The organism is Haloarcula sp. JP-Z28 (assembly GCF_011440255.1).
Lineage (GTDB): Archaea > Halobacteriota > Halobacteria > Halobacteriales > Haloarculaceae > Haloarcula > Haloarcula marismortui.
In genome coordinates this window covers 1-16,414 of record NZ_JAAOHT010000054.1, presented here as the reverse complement: position 1 = coordinate 16,414, position 16,414 = coordinate 1, and the positions used below count along the sequence as shown (strand labels likewise).

Below are 16,414 nucleotides of genomic sequence, written 5' to 3'. Positions count from 1 at the left end.
ACGGGTTCATACAACACCCGTTGTAAACTTCTTACCCTTGCCGGGCAATGGGGGACCCAGTACCGCTACAACTCTAGCACCGTGTGTCGCGGCAGTTCGAGGTCGTAGCCGACCGCCGAAACCGTCTCAGTCGGCCAGTCGCCGGTCCCGGACAGCAGTTCGATGTCGTCGTCGGAGACGAGATACGTGTCTTCGCTCTTTGTCCCGTCGATGGTCGGGTTCCAGGCGTACCCATGTGGCAACGCGACCTCGCCCTCATGTCCAGGCGTGGCGATCCACTCACGGCCGGCGAAGCCCGTTGCGCCGCCCTGATGATGGTTCTGCCACTCACCCTCCCAGCCGACCGCGGCGTAGGCGTCCTGAATCGCGTCGAACACGTCGCCCGCTGTGCCGCCACCCTGACCGACCACCTGTGTCGCGGCCAGCGCAGTGGTCTCGACGCGGGCGGCCTTGTGGGTTCGCTCCATGAGCCACTCCGGCGGGTCGAACGCGACCGCCCGGGTGGTGCTGACGTGGAGCCCGTCTCGCTGGACGGTCACCGATATGAGCGCGTAGTCGCCGAGTTCAGTGTCAGTCGAGGTGTAATGGCGGTATAATTGCGCCCGCTCGGCGCTGCCAACGAGCACGACGGGCGTGGCGATGCCCCGGCCTTCGAGCTTCTGTCGAAGCACCGCGGTCACATCGAGTTCGGTATGCGAGGGTTCGACTTTCCGCGCGACAGCCTCGACTGCTTCAGCCGTGTCTCGCGCGAGGTCACGGCACTGCTTCATCTGGGTCTCGGTCAGCGGCTGTCGGAGTTGTGTGGCGTCGACTGACTCGAAGCCGGGGACATCGAAATCAGCCGCCGCCGGGGCCGGACTCGCATCAGCAACAGCCTCGGCCAGTGACTCCGCGTGCCAGTCGAACGTCGCAACGGTCACATCGCCGTCGAGTTCCTCGTCACGGAGCCGCGGCGCTTCGATGTTATTGGCGACGACCCGTACGCCGTCGCCGTCGTAGCCCGCGGCGGCGACGCCGATGTCACCCTCCCGGTCGACGACATTGTCGCCTCCCCCTGTGAGCCATGCGAAGGAGTTCGGTCGGGCGAACCAGACGGCTTCGAGTCCCGCTGTCCGGAGATACTGGTCGAGTCGGTCTGTGAGCGTCATACCCTGACATCCCGCCGGCCCCAGTAAAAACCAGGGACAACACGCGACAACAGGACTGGCGCCACAGGTCTCCCACAGCGGCAATTACGACACACATCTTGCTCCTATCGTGTTCGACGCCGCTCCTGATACTGCCGGCTGTAACTATTTCAAGAGATTCGCCACCCCGAAGTGGCGATATTCTTCACAGACTTACAGCCGGCAGTATGACTCACTCGGCGATGCCGCTGTCAGGGTCCCGGGACTGGAGCAGCGAGTACATGACGGACTGGAAGGCGTCGCTGTCGACGGATTCTACGACATGGGTGTTCGGGTCCCCGTCGGTCACACCGTTGACGTCGACGCTGGTGTACCCGCGGGTGAGCCCGTCGCGGTCGTCCACCGCGACGTGGTACGTCGACACCGCCTCGCGGAGTTCCGGATACGCCAGCAGCGCGGCGGTGACGCTGTCCGGGAGTGCCGTCCATCCGGGGTCGTCGGGGCCCTCGCTGTTGAACGCCCGGGCCTGCTCGGTTACCGATTCGAAGAACGACGCCAGTTCAGTGTCGAACGCCGACACCGCCTCGAACTCGGAGGAGCCAAACACTGCGTCTCGAAGACACACGCCCCAGTCGACGAGCGTCACCTCGAAGGCGTCGAACACGCGTTTGGCAGCGTCGGGGTCAACCCACAGATTGAATTCCGCGGCAGGAGTGACGTTCCCCTCACAGTTGACGTTCCCGCCCATCACCCACACCTCATCGACAAGCTCCGGAAGTTCAGGCTCGCGGGCGTACGCCAGCGCCAGATTGGTCAGCGGTCCGATACAGAGCAGCGTGATTTCGCCAGGGGCTGCCCGACAGCGGTCGACGATCTCATCTGGTCCAAATCCGCTCGCTGATTCGATGTCCGTTTCGGGAAACAGGTCGCCGCCGAGGCCGTCCTCGCCGTGGATATACGCCGCGTGTTCGAACTCCTTGAGAAGCGGCTGTCTCGCCCCTTCGTAGACGGGCACGTCGAGGGAATCGGCGAGTTCGAGCGTGTACTTCGCGTTCTCGACCTCTCTGTCGAAGGGCACGTTCCCGGCAACGACCGTGATAGCTTCGACGGTAACTCGGTCACTGAGACAGGAAAGGAGAATCGCCTGTGTGTCGTCGCCCGCGGTGTCCGTATCGATGATGACGCGTCGCATACCCGCTCATCGCAGGGCCCATACAAATGTCTCGGGCCGCAACTGTGTGCCACATCGACACTCCGGCACTCGATAGCGACGGATGAACGACCAACCGACGCCGTGAACCGCCGGGATTACACCATTTCGAGGCGGTGTCCGCTGTCGTCACCGAGCGATTCGTACACGATACGCGCGGCAGCAATGTCTTGAATCGCGAGACCGGTCGAGTCGAAGACGCTAATCCCGGACAGGTCGTCACGGCCCGGCGCGTTCCCGACGACGATCTCGCCGAGTTCGGCGTCGATATCCGACTCGCCGATTTCGCCCGTGCTCCAGGGGACGTTTATCTCGCCGGAGTGGGTCGTCTGTTCGAAGTCGTCGATGACGAGGGTCGCCTCGCGGATGACCTCCGTGTGGAGTTCCTGCTTCCCTTCGGCGTCGGCACCCATGGCGTTGACGTGGGTGTGTTCCCCGAGGTCCTCAAGCGTGACGATGGGGTCTTCGACCGGCGTGACCGTCGACAGGACGTCACACTGGGCGGCCTCCGAAATCGTGCCTGCTCGGACGTCGAACTCGTCGCCGAAGGTGTCGATGAACCGCTGGACACGGTCGTCGTCGAGGTCGCTGACGATGACGGACTCTATCGGTCGCACCTGGGAAATGGCCTCCAGTTGCGTGTAGGACTGGACGCCAGCGCCGATGATGCCGAGCGAGGTCGCGTCCTCGACGGCGAGGTGGTCCGTCGCCACGGCGGCGGCCGCACCGGTCCGCTTCATGGTCAGTGTCGTCGCGTCCATCACCGCAAGCGGGAAGCCGCTCTCGGGGTCCGTGTACACGAGCGTCCCCATCACGGTTGGCAGGTCGAACTCGTCGGGGTTGTCCGGGTGCACGTTCACCCACTTGATGCCCGACGCTTCCCAGTCGTCCGTTTCGAGGTAGGCCGGCATCGACCGGAAGTCACCGTTGTGCTGTGGCAGGTCGATGTAGGACTTCGGCGGCATCTGCGCCGTGTCGTTTTCGTATGCGGCGAACGCGGCCTCGATGGCCGGAACGAGGTCCGCCATCTGGACGGTCGCTTCGATGTCCGTGCTGGGGACGATAGTCGTCTGGTTGTCCTGTCGTGCTGTGGAATATAGTGAATTGCTCATAGTGTTGTGAATGTATTATATCGGTTTATTTGACCGCGCGATACTGATTCAGTGGCTGCTCGGCTCTCTGTGGCACTCCTAGAACGACCCTTGAGACAGCGTCTTTCTGTGAGTGACACGGCCGCGGTGCTCGCCGTCGTCGAACGATTCGACCTTCGCGAGCACACGACAGCCAACGATATCTGCCTCGCCGTTTTCGAAGTGAAGGCGAGTCTCGCCGACCTGTGCGACCAACTCGCCGGATTCCTCGTCGAGTTCGGTGACGTACACTTCTATCTCTTCGCCCGCCTCGAACGTCGGCGTGGTCGACCTGAAGGACATCCCGGTGAGGAACTTGCTGAACATACTCATAGACGGGTCACATCCTTGGATTTGCGGTCAGTGGTGTACTCGAGCCCGAAGCCGGTCAGCGCGGAAACGAGGAATACGCCGAACAGGAACCAGCCGTGGAAGACGTACGGCCACACCTGCACGGGGTTGACAATCATCGCACTGGTGAACCACTCGTACTGTCCCGGGAGACCCTGTAGCGTCGCGAAGCCGATGAGGACGCCACCGCCCCACGGGAAGATGTATCCGAGTGCCGAGGTGTTCGCGTCGAGGATGTTCGCCCGGCGGTAGCTGTTGATATTGTACCGCTGGCCGATGCGGGCGATGTACGGCGCAATCGCGATTTCTGCCGCCGTGTTGATCGTGATCATCGAGTTGACGAGAGCGGTGCCGACCACCATCGTCGTCTCGGCCTTTCGGACGCCCGTTGCGACGTTTTCAAGCAGCCATTCCTGTATCGCTTCGAAGCCACCGCCACGGATCATAATCTCTGACCCGGCGACGATGAGCAACACGAGCACGATTAGCGGGAAGAAGCCGGCTGCACCGTTGTAGATAGAGCCGGTGACGCCGGCGTTCTCTGCCGCAACGACTTCCGCGATTGGTAGTCCGCCGGCCCAGCTCGCGGCTGCTGACGTTTCGGGAACCTTGAACAGCAACACGTCACTCAGCGGTGCGAGACCGAAGACGACGTTGAAGACAACCGCAACGATGAGTCCCCACGAGATCGCTTCGACAATGTGTCGGCCCATGACTGCCGTCACGATGACGACGAGCATGGAAATGAGATGCAGCAATCCTGCCGGTTCGCTATTCTGAACGAACAGGTCCTGTGCTTGCTGGGAGATGTTCAGCCCGCTCATCGCGTTTCCGGCGAAGACGTACGCCGCAAGCGCCAGTACCGCCGCAACAACGGCGTATTTGAACCGCGAGGCGACGACGCCGCCAATATCAGCGTCTTGGGTCACCGCGCTCACGATCGTCGTATCGCTGACTGGCGCGAGGTTGTCCCCGAAGACGGCCCCGGAGAGAATTGCCCCGAACAGCAACACCGGGTTCGCACCGAGCAGGATACCAGCCGGGAAGAACAGCGCCGAGAAGGCGACTGCTGCGCCGTAGCCGGTTCCGATACCGGTCGTGAACAACGCTGCGAGGATGAACGTGGCGGCCGGGAACAGCGCGCCCCCGACGTCGGCCGCGTTCGCTGCCCAGACAAGCCCGCCGACGAAGCCGCCTGCCTGGAGCGTGTTCGAGAACATTCCTGCCCAGAGCCACGCGACGACCGCCGTCGCGGCGACTCGCTTCGTCATCCCATCGAAGATGGTGTTCGCGTAGTTCTTCCAGTCCCCTTTGGCGAAGAACATCCCGACGATGAGCGCCACGAGCATTCCCGCGACGAGTCCAGTCGTATCCCCGATACCGAACAGGCCACTCTGGACAATCGCCCACAGGATAAACAACCCTATGGGAATAACACTCATCCACCGTCCGCCGTAGAACTCGATTGCTTCGACATCCGGGCCGGAGATCTCTTCGATCTCTGTCCCATCGCCACTATCCGTGTCTGACATACATTCTGTGCCTCGTCAGATACACACGCAAAAGTTCATGATAATAGCTAACTCACCGGTAACAAATCATTGGAGCCGCCTCTGGTAAAGTCTCATCTCGTCACGAGCGCTGTAAATATATAAAAGTCCACTTCTACTGGATTTTGGGAGACGTATCGACCCTGTATATAGCCCAAATTGAAGGGAGAGATACTAATTTCATGCACATTTCTGCAAAATATAACTCATAGTAATCAGACACCCAATAGACATCATATTCTGGAATAATATTCACCGAATCTGTTCCACTATGACCGGACTTTTTTATATCGGTATCAAGTTCACAGTAGTATGGATAGCTCTAGCGGTCGTCGTCTCCAGACGACCGAAACCTCCCTCGCAATCATCGATGCGGTAAACGAGCTGGGGGAGGCTCGAATGAGTGAGCTTGCGGACCGGCTGGACCTCTCGACGAGCACCATTCACGTCCACCTCAAGACACTTCTAGACCAGGAGTATCTGGTCAAACGAGGCGAGCAGTACCGACTCGGCATGAAGCTGTTCCACCTCGGGGAAGGCGCTCGAACCCGGAACGAGTGGTACGAGGTCGCCCGTCGCGAAACACACGAACTCGCCGATAGCTGTGGTGAGGAGGTCACGTTTGCCATCGAAGAGTACGGGCGTGCGATAACGCTGTTCAACGTCGTCGCTAACGTCCCGTCGAAAGGGTTCCAGGTGGGCCGGTACTACTACCTGCACAACTCGGCAGTCGGGAAGGCGATCCTCGCCGCGTTGCCGGAGACCCGAGTCAACGAGATTCTCGACCGGTGGGGACTGCCCGCTGAGACAGAGTACACGGTCACCGACCGAGAGACGCTTCTGGAAGACATCGCCCGCACGGAAGAGCGCGGGTACTCGGTGAACGACCAGGAGGCAGTCGAGGGGCTTCGGTCGGTCGGCGTGCCGGTCACCGCCCCACACGGCGGCGTTCTCGGCGCACTCGACATCTCCGGCCCGCTGTATCGGCTGCCGCCGAACGATGAACTCGCATCGATGCTGCAGGACGTTGTCGATGAACTGGAGTCGGAACTCGGGGTACAGTAGCGCTCAGTCGCGCCTGTCGTCACAAGCGAGGAGCAGCTGTGTGACGCCGATTCTGTGACCACAGACTTGCCAAACCAAACTACGGCCTGCGCGGCTCTACTGCCATCAGTCTCGGTCAGTGCCGCTGGGACCGAGAAGCGTGGCCTCGACTTTCCGGAGATGTTCGTGAAACGTCGTCTTCGCGATACCGAGTTCGTCGGCTAGCTCACTCCCGCTTACCGCTCTCGGGTAGTCGTAATAGCCGCGTTTGCGGGCTAGTTCGAACACCTCGCGCTGCCTGTCGGAAAGTTGCCGGACAGCCAGTCCGTCCCGCTCCCTGCTACCGGTGGTCGCCGACGTGATCTGTGTGACGGTTATCGTCGCGTCCTTCTGTGCGCACACGGCGTCGAGTTTCTCCTGTATCGTCGCTCGCGATTCGTCGATAGCGACTGTCCAGTACTCGGTTCCGTCGCGGATTCGGATCGGCTCCTGATTCATGAACCCGTGTGAGACCAGCGCGTCGTGGATGCTCTCTTCGGGGCCGTATTCGACGAGGAGCGTCCGCGTCGCTTTGTTTACCGGTGCTGATATCCCGCCGAAACTACGGCGGGTATCCATTTCCGTGACTGCATGAGTGTGGTCCGACGCTCGGGTCGCCGCAACGAGCGCCTTGACCGCGGCTGCCGACTCAGCGTATGCGACGACGTGGGCCTTGACCTTCCCGTCGACTAAGTACGCAGCGTTGACCAGCAGTCTGGCTGCAGTGGCCGCCGTCACTTCCCGCATCCAGCAGTCTGGATGCTCCAGTTCGAGCGTCAACTGGAGGCCGCCGCTGGACCGAGCAGCGGTCATATCGGAGCTGTCAGTGTCCATTCTTTCTGGGTTCTGGGACGTGGTCTCGCTCGCCTGTTCTCGCTCTCATTACGGGTTGTCGTCCTCCACCGACGGTAACAATGCCACACATGTAAGGCTCTGGTTTGTCAGTCACGCCCGCGGTGTGCATCAGTATGGACTTGCGGCGAAAATACGACGAAGACACGCCCGCCATTGTACTCGCAGAGGGGGAGTTCGGACACCCGGAAGGGAAGACGGCCAACGGTATCGTTATGCACGGAGAGCTGTTCGACGTGCAAGCCGTCGTGGACTCGACGTGTCCAAGCTCCTACGCCGGCGCGGCTCTCGATTGGTCGGCTGCTGACGACGTGCCGGTCGTCGAAACCGTCACCGAAGCGCTGAATCAGGCTCCGGACGCGGCCGTCCTTGTCATCGGTGTCGCGCCCGCTGGCGGTGACCTTCCAGAAGCGTGGGTTGAGGCCATCCAGCGCGCGATGGAGCGCGGCTGTGATGTTGTCTCTGGCCTGCATGTCTTCCTGAGTGAGCGCCCAGTCTGGACCGAGCGCGCCCAGCAACACGGTGTCGACCTCGTTGATGTCCGGAAACCACCGTCCGTATCTGACCTGACCCTTGGTGATGGTCGCGGGGACGAGGCCGACGCAGATGTCGTCCTGACGATGGGGACCGACTGTGCGGTCGGGAAGCGAACGACGACCTTCGAACTGTACCGGGCGGCGACCGATGCCGGACTTGACGCCGGCTGGGTCGCAACGGGTCAGACCGGCATCCTCGTCGGCGCGGACCGCGGTGTCGTCATCGACCGGGTTCCGGCTGACTTCGTCTCGGGCGTCGTCGAGGACATGGTGCTCGATGTCGCAAGGGACCACGATATCGTGTTCGTCGAAGGACAGGCCGCCCTCACGCACACCGCATACGGTGGCGTGACGCTTGGGTTGCTCCACGGAGCGGCCCCCGATGCAGTCGTGCTAGCCGACGACCCCTCGCGGAAGGCCCGGTCCCACTTCGACGACCTCACCGTGGCCGGCGTCGAGGCCGAACGCCGCGCAATTACCGACCTCACAGAAACGACAGTCGCCGCCCTCTCCACGTGGGGCGACCCGGAGGCGGAAACCGCCAGAACAGGGCTTCCAGCGGCGAACATCTACGACGATGACGGCCCGGAGACACTCCTTGCGGCCGTTCTGGGGGCGCTATGACTCGTATCGAGCGCGTCTCCGCCGAACCGCTTGAGCACGAACTGGATGAGCCGTTCGAAATCTCACTCGGAACCCGAGAGAAAGCACGGAATCTGGTCGTCGCAGTGGAGACTGACTCAGGTACTGTCGGCCACGGGGAAGGGTCCCCGTTACCGCCAGTGACTGGCGAGACGCAGGCAGCTGCCGTGGCGACTGCTCGGTCGGTAACGTCGATGCTTGAGGGGGCTCCACTCGCTGACTACCGCGAACTTGTCGGCGAGGTGCGGACCGCAGTGCCCGGAGCGGTTTCGGCGCTGTTTGCTGTCGAGACGGCACTGCTCGACGCCTACTGTCGCGACCGCGGTATCCCGCTCTCGGAACTGTTCGGCGGCGCGCCGGCATCAGTTACCACCGATATCACCGTTCCGATAGTTACGCCTGACGCGGCAGCCGAGCGAGCCACGCGCGCCGCAACTGCGGGCTTCGACCACATCAAGGTCAAGACCGGCGGGGCCATCGACGACGACGTTGCCCGAACGGTTGCGGTCGCGGACGCTGCACCCGACGCGACGATTACGGTGGACGCGAATCAGGGCTGGACGCCGAAGGCCACAGAGCAGTTTGTCGACGAGGTGACGGCGGCCGGGGTTGACCTCGCCCTAGTCGAACAGCCGACGCCGAAGGACGATATCCGCGGTCTCGCGAGGACCCGCGACAGACTCTCGGTCCCCGTCGCCGCGGACGAGGCCGTATTCACGCCGGCGGATGCGACCGCTGTGGTTCGTGATGGGGCCGCCGACGTGATCAACGTCAAACTCGGAAAATCAGGGCTCCTTGGGGCAGCGGCGATTGCGGCCATCGCTGAGGCCGCTTCCCTCGATTGTATGCTCGGCTGTATGCTCGAAGGCGCAACCGGGATTGCGACGAGTGCCCACCTTGCCGCTGGGCTCGGTGCCTTCGACTACGTCGACCTCGACGGCCACCTGTTGTTTGAGGAGTGCCCGCCATCGATGTCGTCGGGTCCGCGTATCGATATCGACGGGCCGGGACACGGCGTTTCACCGCCGGCGGCTGTGTCAGAGGCGACTGAGAACTGAAGCTGCGTGGCTCGATTTCACACGCAAAATAGCGTCCGAGCGCTTACTCTGCGGACTCTGCTGCCTCTTCGACGTCGGGACTGTCCTCGGACGTATCGTTGCTAGTCGCTCCGTCTGTATCTCCGTCGTCGGTTGTCGCACTGTCCACAGTGGCAGGGTTGTCGTCGGCTGTATCGGCCGCCGGCTCGGTATCGTCAGAATCGCTCCGTTCGATGGCTGGCTCCGTAGTGTCAGTGTCAGCTTCGAGCGATTCGGCCATCTCCGCCATTGCTGCAGCGGACTCGTCCGGCCGGTCTAGCACTGTCTCAGTGTGCATCCGCATCTCCTCGCTGGCCCGGATTGTTCCGTCCACCGTCGCGTTCTCGTGGAGTTCGACGGTCGTCCCGGAGATATCGCCCCAGACCTTCGCGCCCGGGCCGACGCGGACGGTGCCGCTGCGGGTCGTTACATCCCCTTTGATCTCCGTGCCCCGGCCGACCACGATATCGTCTTTCGCGCGCAGGCTCCCGAAGACGACCGTATCACGGCCGACTTCGAGGGACTTCGCGCGGATGTTGCCGTGGAGTCGGCAGTCGTCGCCGACCGTCGCCGGCGTCGAGACGCGCCAGGCGTCGTCCGAGACGCTCGCACCGCGTGGAATCAGAACCGGGTCGTGCTCGTCACTCCCGTCGTCTAACATCTCGTCGATTACCTCTTCGGCCGCGTCTTCCTCGCCGATGCGGAGGAGCTGTGAGAGATAGACAAACAGGAAGACGATGGTCGGCATCGGGTTGCGGATGACGATCCAGCCGTTCGCCTCGAACCCGTTCTCGATGTCCACGTCGTCGCCGATATCCAGGTCGCCAGCGACACGGAGTTCGCCGCCGATATGTACCCGTTCGCCGATGTAGGCGTCCTCGCCGACAAGCACGTTGTCCGCCACGTCGCACCACATATCGAGCCGACAGTCACCTTCGGCTTCAATGTGGCCGTCAAAGCGGACTCGCTCGTCGGCGATGACTGTCCGCCCGCGCACGCCGAACTCCACGGTCGACTGGCCGCCGACGATGACGTCACCGTCAGTCACTAGGTCGTGTTCCTCGACAGTCGTCCCGTCAGGAATGTCGAGTTCGGACAGCGGGTCGGAGCCGAGAGGCACGGTTTCTATAGCGGTTTCGTTCATATTAAACCCTCATGACGTGCATGACGGGCGTCTGACGCGGGTCAGACGGGAACGGCATCGCCGCGGTTTCGCGCTGGTGGCACAGTCAGTGGCGGGGTATCGAATCTCGACGATAGGGGAACGTGACAGCTGAGCGGCCATAACGAACTAATTCGCTGCTACAGTGACTCCAGTATGTTACTCGAACGCCGCCACCTCTCGCTTGCACTTGTGGTGCTATTGATAGCATCCGCTGGCTGTAGCGGGCTGTTCGGCTCTGAAACGGGCACGGGCACATCTGAGACACCGACCTCGGCTGATGCCAACGGCCCCGCACCCGGTTCGTCCGGCTTCGACGCGGGGGCCATCGAACGTGGACACTTTGAGACGCTGTCGAACTCGTCGTTTACCACCTCGCTGTCGTTCCAGCTTTCGACAGTCCGGGACGGGAAGAACCGGTCGGTGTTCATCAACCGAACCGTCGCTATCGACCGTGAGAGCGACCGGTCGCTGGCCAGCGGTGAACTGGTGCAGGCCAGCGGTGACACGCTGGCAACGACGACCTACACCGCCGACGGAACTACCGCTGAGCGGCGAGTCCTCGCCCGCGGTGAGGAGGAGATGACGGACTACCGCTCCGCATCACCGCCGTACGACGGGCCGGTCCAGCCGGTCAACGAGAGCAGCGTCATCGACCGCTCACTGCTCCAGTCGCTCGGGTCGGACATCAACTGGACCTACGCCGGAACCGAGACGGTTGACGGTGACAGCGTCTCGCGGTTCGAAGCGACCGGGAGCAACGTCACTGGCTTCGCGGCCGACAACGCTGTCTCGACGAACGTCTCGGCCAACGGGACGACGGACTCGGCCAGTGCAACCGTGCTCGTCGACGATGACGGCGTCGTCCGGTCGTTCCAGTACCGGGTGACCACCGAGCGGGACGGCCAGCCGGTGACGGTGACGCTGTCGCTCTCTGTCTCGCAGGTCGACGACACCACCGTTGCGGAACCGGACTGGCTGGCGAACGCGTAGCGCCGGTAACCGACGGCAAAGACTACAGCGACTGCCCGGCGCTGAACTGTCTGGCGACCCACTCTGCACTGTCGAGCGTCTCGACGCTGTGCTGCAGGCGCGAAAGCCGGTCACTGGTTTCAGCTTCGTCCAGTTCCAACGCCCGCTCGATGGCGTCCGCAATCGCCTCGATGTCGTGTGGATTGACCGTCAGCGCGCCGTCAAGATGGGTCGCCGCGCCAGCTAGTTCGCTCAACACGAGCGCCCCATCGCCATCGGTACAGGCGACCGGGTACTCGTGGGCGACGAGGTTCATCCCGTCGCGGTGGGGCGTCACGACCGCGACCTCTGCGGCCCGGTACAGCCCGGCGAGCGTCTCGTTGTCGAGGTTGGCCTCGGTGTAGACGATGGGTTGCCAGTCGTCGGTTCTGAACCGGTCGTTGACGCGTTCGATGGCGTCGACGACGTCCGCTCGGTACCGTCGGTAGGCGGCGATTCCCTCCCGTGTTCGGCTCGCCTTCTGCACGTACGTGAAGTCGCCTCGCAGGTCCGGCCGCCGGTCCCAGAGGTGTGCCAACGCCTCAATCCGCTCGGGGATGCCCTTCGAGTAGTCAAGCCGTTCGACGCCGAGCGCGAGACGGATTGACGTGTCCGAGCGGCTGCCGCCCAGCACGATATCTCGGACACTGCCCACGTCGGCAGTCCGTGCCCGGTCCCGAACTCCCTCGACATCGATACCCAGCGGATTCGCAATGACTCGTGTCGTGTCGCCGGCGCGAGTAACTGTCCCGCTGTCCGTGTCGACGGTCACCGCAGGGAACGCGCTGTCGACGCAGTGCAGGAACTGCTCGGCGTACCCTGCCGTGTGAAAACCGATGATGTCGCAGGCCAGCAATCCGTCAAGCAGCGCGTCGCTGTGGGGGCAGTGCCGGAACACCGACGGCGCGGGCCAGGGGATATGCCAGAACTGCAACAACGTCGCATCTGGCCGTCGCTCCCGGACCAGTCTGGGCGCGAGCGCCAGGTGGTAGTCCTGGAACCAGACCGGCTGGCCCGCATCGGCGACCGTATCGACGGCCTCAGCAAACTGCTCGTTGACGGCGCGGTACTGCTCCCAGTAGGCCGGCTCTGCCCATATTCGACCCGTATCCTCGTGGCAGAGCGGCCAGAGCACCTGGTTGGCGTAGCCGTAGTAATAGCCCTGCACCGCCGCGTCGGAGAGCGGGACGCGTTTCAGGTCATACGCGGGGTCCGATGGCGGTACTTCCACGATGCCTTCGTCGGCGACGGCCATGTCGGCGTCGCCGCTACCCCAGGCGACCCAGGTACCGCCCCGTGACTGCATCACCGGGTCGAGTGCGCTTGTCAGGCCACCGGCTGCGGACTGGACCTGTATCTCGCCGTCGTCGTCCTGCTCGTGGCTATACGGTTCGCGGTTCGAGACGACCACGAGCGAGTCCGGAACTGCATCGTTCTGCGCGTTTCCTGACACTCCCGGGCCCATTTGCCGCTGGTAAGGACTGCCCCGTCTTGAGGCTGTCGTGGAGCGCTGGCGTAGCGACATAGCGTAACAAGTCATCGCTGCCTGTGAAGCCCGCCATCTGTGTCTGACGGTAAGAGAAAACTTATACCGGAGGCCTCGAAAGAAAAGGGTGAAAGCCGAAAGGGCACCCGGGTAGGGGTACACGGACGTGCCATTTCGGCTCAACTCGGTTTATCTGGACACGAATTCGGCAGCGACAGCTACGCTGCGGGGTATTTGTATGTGGGTGCAGTGTGGCTGGGTCGGTGAACAAGACAGAAACACGCCCACTGCGTAGTGCCTGACGAGAGATGGAATTTCGCACCTGGGAACCAGTGTACGAGGCTATCCTCGACGACTTCGGCTACCCTCGTGACGGCGACGAGCGCGCCTGTGACCGCTTCGTCGAACTGCTCGGTGACGACAGGACGTACGACCCGGCGAGTCTTGGACTCGACGGCGCAGCGGTCGCCATTGCCGGGGCCGGCCCGTCGCTGGAAGCCGAGGCCGACCGGGCAGCCGACGCCGATGTGGTCCTCGCGGCCTCCACGGCCGCCGACCGCCTCCGGGCGGAAGGCGTCGCCATTGACTGCATGGTCACGGATCTGGACAAGAACGCCGACACCGGGCGGGAACTGACAGCTGCCGGGACACCAGTCGTCGCCCACGCTCACGGTGACAACATTCCCGCACTGGAAACACACATTCCGGCCTACGACAGCGAGTTCGTTGTGCCGACGACACAGGCGGCCCCTGCCTCGCCGGTCCGCAACTACGGCGGCTTCACTGATGGCGACCGTGCTGCGTTCTTCGCGGACCACTTCGGTGCTGCCTCGCTGGTGTTCCCCGGCTGGGACTTCGAGGACCCGTCTGTGACGGCCGAAAAGCGCCAGAAACTCCGCTGGGCCGAGCGCCTGCTGCGCTGGCTGGAACAGCGCCGCGGCGAGCGATTCGACGTGCTTGACGGCCGACGCGACGATATTGAGCCGGTCGCTACCGACTGAAACCGACTCGCAGACTCAGGGCGCTAACACGTCGATGGTCGTGTCGATAGTGTCTCGTTCTGCAGCGCGGGGGAACGAGATGTTGATTGCGTCCACGCCATCGATGTCCTCGAACTGTGCGATGCGGTCGCGACAGTCCTCGGGCGTGCCGGCAACGGCAATGCTGTCCAGTAGTTCGTCGCTGATGGCATCGACGGCGGCCCCCTTGTTGCCCGACCCCCACTGCTCAGCGATTTCGTAGGCGGTGTCCTCGTATCCCTGCCGGGCCAGCGCGTCGCGGTAGAAGGTCCCCATCCCGCCGATGTAGAAGGCCACGTGCTGGCGGGCCAGTTCCCGGGCCTGCTCCCGGTCGTCCATCGCACAGCAGGTCAGCGACAGCGTCACTCGTTGGTCGGCGCGGTCGCGGTCGCCGAGGTCCGCGCCGTGCTCGAAGTCTTCCAGCCGGTCCCGCAAGCCGTCCGCGGTCAGCATGAGTGCGTGCCAGCCGTCGGCGAAGCGACCGGCGAGTTCGACTGATTTCGGCCCGAGACCGCCAGCGTCCACGGGCGGCGCGGATTCGGGCGGGTCACAGCGCAGTCGGAACCCGGACAGGGAAAAGATGTCCCCGTCGTAGTCGACCGTTTCCCCGGAGAGCACTAATTTCATGATGTCGACGGTCTCCCGCGTGTACTTGAGCGGGCTCTCGAACTCACGGCCGTGCCACCCCTCGATGACGATAGGCCCGGAGGGTCCGACACCGGCGCGGAAGCGGCCGTCCGAGACTTCCTGTAACGTCGCCGCGGTCTGGCCGAGCAGCGCCGGCGACCGCGAGTACACGTTCAGAATCGAGGAGCCGAGGCCGACCGTCGACGTATGTTCGGCAATACTGGTCAGCGTCGTCACCGCGTCCCGCCCCCACGTTTCCGGGAGCCAGACCCGGTCGTAACCTCGGTCCTCGGCCTGCTGGCTCATCCCGACGAGCGTGTCGACCGACGGCTGGGCTGCGACCGGGAGATACACGTCTCGCGCTGTCATCTGTCGCCCTCCATGCGTTGTGTGGTGACCGGGCAGATTCCTGTTAGCGACTGGAACATATGTATCTGAGACATGGCTCGCAGTGCGGCCGCACGGGAGATAAAGCCACATGAGAGGGGGAGTGTCGCCCGTTGTCCGCGGTTTATTGACAGGGAGGTGACCGGGTTGGCAGCGCTTCGGGAGAGGAGACTGCGGACCTGACGGCAGCCGAAATGTATATTTTCTGTCCACAATTCTCGGCGAGTGAACCCGTGAATCCCTATGCCCTCCTCGGAGCCGCGATTGTGTCCGAACTGCTCGGGACAACGTCACTGAAACTCTCGGAAGGCTTCTCACGCCCTGTCCCCAGCCTCGGGGTCGTCGTCGGCTACGGCTTGGCGTTCTATCTGGTGTCGCTGACGCTTGAAGACCTCCCCATCGGCGTTGTCTACGGCACTTGGGCCGCGCTGGGAATCGTCGGTGTGGCCGCAATCGGAATTGTCGTGTTCGACGAGCCTATCGACCTCCCCGGTGCTGTCGGCATCCTGCTCATCATCATCGGTGTGTACTGTGTCAACGTCCTCTCGGAGATGTCTGCGCACTGAGCGGGACCCGGTCACGACACGCCCAGCGTCGAGAGCGCGCCCGTGCCTGACGGCTGTGTGCCTGACTCGGCGACCGGCTATATGAGGCACCCGGTTCTACGGGTGCCTATGCCGTTCGACCCGGACCGCGTGACGACGATCACATTCGACTCGTACAGCACCATCGTCGACGTTGAGGCCGCCCAGAAAGCCCTCGCCGACCGGGTAGACGACCCCCAACCGGTATCCCGGCTCTGGCGCTCCCGCTCGCTGGCGTACACGTTCCTCGCGAACCAGATTGACGCTTACAAGCCGTTCTACGAGATGAACCGCGATGCGCTCCAGTACGCAGTAGATGCTCACGGTGTCGACATCACGACCGAAGAGCGCGACGAGATTCTCGCAGTCTATCACGAACTCGACGTGTTCGACGACGTTCGTGACGGCATGAACAAACTCTACGACGCCGGCTACGACCTCTATGTCGTCTCGAACGGCAACCCCGAGATGCTCGACTCCATGGTTGAGTTCGCCGGCATCGGCGGCCTGCTCGAAGACACCGTCAGCGCCGACGAGATCCAGACGTTCAAGCCAGCAGCAGAGCTGTACCGTCACGCAGC

The 16,414-nt window shown here is 63.0% G+C and carries 16 protein-coding genes; 7 read left to right on the top strand and 9 right to left on the bottom strand.

Features of this window, described 5'->3' with window-relative positions; translation table 11 throughout:
• Positions 1-65: 65 nt before the first annotated feature.
• The 5 genes from G9463_RS16990 to G9463_RS16970 form a co-directional block, all read right to left on the bottom strand.
• Complete coding sequence (locus tag G9463_RS16990; RefSeq protein WP_014039886.1) at positions 66-1,148, bottom strand: Xaa-Pro peptidase family protein; 1,083 nt, start codon at positions 1,146-1,148, stop codon at positions 66-68.
• A 211-nt stretch (positions 1,149-1,359) separates the two neighbouring features.
• Entirely contained in the window at positions 1,360-2,319 is a 960-nt protein-coding gene (locus G9463_RS16985; RefSeq protein WP_165897338.1) for a nucleoside hydrolase, read from the bottom strand.
• Positions 2,320-2,435: 116 nt separating this feature from the next.
• On the bottom strand, positions 2,436-3,449 hold the full coding sequence (locus G9463_RS16980) for an ornithine cyclodeaminase family protein (protein ID WP_165897337.1): 1,014 nt from the start codon (positions 3,447-3,449) through the stop codon (positions 2,436-2,438).
• Positions 3,450-3,527: 78 nt separating this feature from the next.
• Positions 3,528-3,800, bottom strand: a complete 273-nt coding sequence (locus G9463_RS16975) for a hypothetical protein (protein WP_004962897.1) — start codon at positions 3,798-3,800, stop codon at positions 3,528-3,530.
• Positions 3,797-5,350: a Na+/H+ antiporter NhaC family protein gene (locus G9463_RS16970; RefSeq protein ID WP_004962895.1), complete on the bottom strand. Its 1,554-nt coding sequence runs from the start codon at positions 5,348-5,350 to the stop codon at positions 3,797-3,799. Before G9463_RS16970 ends, G9463_RS16975 begins: the two co-directional genes overlap by 4 nt.
• Positions 5,351-5,680: 330 nt before the next feature.
• Between G9463_RS16970 and G9463_RS16965 the strand changes: the two genes are divergently transcribed.
• The gene (locus tag G9463_RS16965) at positions 5,681-6,433 is read left to right on the top strand and encodes an IclR family transcriptional regulator (protein WP_165897336.1); all 753 of its coding nucleotides are present in this window, start codon (positions 5,681-5,683) and stop codon (positions 6,431-6,433) included.
• A 105-nt stretch (positions 6,434-6,538) separates the two neighbouring features.
• Here the strand turns inward: G9463_RS16965 and G9463_RS16960 are convergent, their stop codons facing one another.
• Complete coding sequence (locus G9463_RS16960) at positions 6,539-7,285, bottom strand: helix-turn-helix domain-containing protein (protein ID WP_004962889.1); 747 nt, start codon at positions 7,283-7,285, stop codon at positions 6,539-6,541.
• 134 nt (positions 7,286-7,419) lie between these two features.
• Here G9463_RS16960 and G9463_RS16955 point away from each other — a divergent pair, with 134 nt between their 5' ends.
• Together G9463_RS16955 and G9463_RS16950 are read left to right on the top strand one after the other, a co-directional pair.
• Positions 7,420-8,463 carry a DUF1611 domain-containing protein gene (locus G9463_RS16955; RefSeq protein ID WP_004962888.1) on the top strand — a complete coding sequence of 348 codons (1,044 nt, stop codon included), beginning with the start codon at positions 7,420-7,422 and terminating at the stop codon, positions 8,461-8,463.
• Complete coding sequence (locus G9463_RS16950; protein ID WP_165897335.1) at positions 8,460-9,539, top strand: dipeptide epimerase; 1,080 nt, start codon at positions 8,460-8,462, stop codon at positions 9,537-9,539. The genes G9463_RS16955 and G9463_RS16950 overlap by 4 nt, the downstream gene beginning before the upstream one ends.
• Before the next feature lie 43 nt (positions 9,540-9,582).
• Here the strand turns inward: G9463_RS16950 and G9463_RS16945 are convergent, their stop codons facing one another.
• Positions 9,583-10,701, bottom strand: a complete 1,119-nt coding sequence (locus G9463_RS16945; RefSeq protein WP_174789832.1) for a polymer-forming cytoskeletal protein — start codon at positions 10,699-10,701, stop codon at positions 9,583-9,585.
• A 174-nt stretch (positions 10,702-10,875) separates the two neighbouring features.
• On the opposite strand from G9463_RS16945, the gene G9463_RS16940 reads away from it, so the two are divergent.
• The gene (locus G9463_RS16940) at positions 10,876-11,712 is read left to right on the top strand and encodes a hypothetical protein (RefSeq protein ID WP_165897334.1); all 837 of its coding nucleotides are present in this window, start codon (positions 10,876-10,878) and stop codon (positions 11,710-11,712) included.
• A 22-nt stretch (positions 11,713-11,734) separates the two neighbouring features.
• On the opposite strand, the gene G9463_RS16935 is transcribed toward G9463_RS16940, so the two are convergent.
• Positions 11,735-13,195 (bottom strand): trehalose-6-phosphate synthase, encoded by a 1,461-nt coding sequence (locus G9463_RS16935; RefSeq protein WP_165897333.1) that lies wholly within the window; start codon positions 13,193-13,195, stop codon positions 11,735-11,737.
• A gap of 329 nt (positions 13,196-13,524) precedes the next feature.
• On the opposite strand from G9463_RS16935, the gene G9463_RS16930 reads away from it, so the two are divergent.
• Positions 13,525-14,217, top strand: coding sequence for a 6-hydroxymethylpterin diphosphokinase MptE-like protein (locus tag G9463_RS16930; protein ID WP_004962873.1), 693 nt, complete (start codon positions 13,525-13,527; stop codon positions 14,215-14,217).
• Between the two features lie 15 nt (positions 14,218-14,232).
• Here the strand turns inward: G9463_RS16930 and G9463_RS16925 are convergent, their stop codons facing one another.
• A complete protein-coding gene (locus G9463_RS16925) occupies positions 14,233-15,231 on the bottom strand; it encodes a TIGR04024 family LLM class F420-dependent oxidoreductase (RefSeq protein ID WP_127013458.1) in 999 nt (332 codons plus the stop codon).
• Between the two features lie 251 nt (positions 15,232-15,482).
• Between G9463_RS16925 and G9463_RS16920 the strand changes: the two genes are divergently transcribed.
• On the top strand, positions 15,483-15,815 hold the full coding sequence (locus G9463_RS16920) for a multidrug efflux SMR transporter (protein ID WP_049919248.1): 333 nt from the start codon (positions 15,483-15,485) through the stop codon (positions 15,813-15,815).
• A gap of 108 nt (positions 15,816-15,923) precedes the next feature.
• On the top strand, positions 15,924-16,414 hold a 491-nt coding region (locus G9463_RS16915; protein WP_165897332.1), incomplete at its 3' end, for an HAD-IA family hydrolase.

What these genes read in the sequence shown, in the direction of transcription:
- G9463_RS16960 (WP_004962889.1), bottom strand. Translation starts at nt 7,285, where the DNA reads ATGGACACTGACAGCTCCGATATGACCGCTGCTCGGTCCAGCGGCGGC.
- G9463_RS16945 (WP_174789832.1), bottom strand. Translation starts at nt 10,701, where the DNA reads ATGAACGAAACCGCTATAGAAACCGTGCCTCTCGGCTCCGACCCGCTG.
- G9463_RS16955 (WP_004962888.1), top strand. Translation starts at nt 7,420, where the DNA reads ATGGACTTGCGGCGAAAATACGACGAAGACACGCCCGCCATTGTACTC.
- G9463_RS16970 (WP_004962895.1), bottom strand. Translation starts at nt 5,350, where the DNA reads ATGTCAGACACGGATAGTGGCGATGGGACAGAGATCGAAGAGATCTCC.
- G9463_RS16975 (WP_004962897.1), bottom strand. Translation starts at nt 3,800, where the DNA reads ATGAGTATGTTCAGCAAGTTCCTCACCGGGATGTCCTTCAGGTCGACC.
- G9463_RS16980 (WP_165897337.1), bottom strand. Translation starts at nt 3,449, where the DNA reads ATGAGCAATTCACTATATTCCACAGCACGACAGGACAACCAGACGACT.
- G9463_RS16965 (WP_165897336.1), top strand. Translation starts at nt 5,681, where the DNA reads ATGGATAGCTCTAGCGGTCGTCGTCTCCAGACGACCGAAACCTCCCTC.
- G9463_RS16935 (WP_165897333.1), bottom strand. Translation starts at nt 13,195, where the DNA reads ATGGGCCCGGGAGTGTCAGGAAACGCGCAGAACGATGCAGTTCCGGAC.
- G9463_RS16950 (WP_165897335.1), top strand. Translation starts at nt 8,460, where the DNA reads ATGACTCGTATCGAGCGCGTCTCCGCCGAACCGCTTGAGCACGAACTG.
- G9463_RS16985 (WP_165897338.1), bottom strand. Translation starts at nt 2,319, where the DNA reads ATGCGACGCGTCATCATCGATACGGACACCGCGGGCGACGACACACAG.
- G9463_RS16930 (WP_004962873.1), top strand. Translation starts at nt 13,525, where the DNA reads ATGGAATTTCGCACCTGGGAACCAGTGTACGAGGCTATCCTCGACGAC.
- G9463_RS16990 (WP_014039886.1), bottom strand. Translation starts at nt 1,148, where the DNA reads ATGACGCTCACAGACCGACTCGACCAGTATCTCCGGACAGCGGGACTC.
- G9463_RS16940 (WP_165897334.1), top strand. Translation starts at nt 10,876, where the DNA reads ATGTTACTCGAACGCCGCCACCTCTCGCTTGCACTTGTGGTGCTATTG.
- G9463_RS16925 (WP_127013458.1), bottom strand. Translation starts at nt 15,231, where the DNA reads ATGACAGCGCGAGACGTGTATCTCCCGGTCGCAGCCCAGCCGTCGGTC.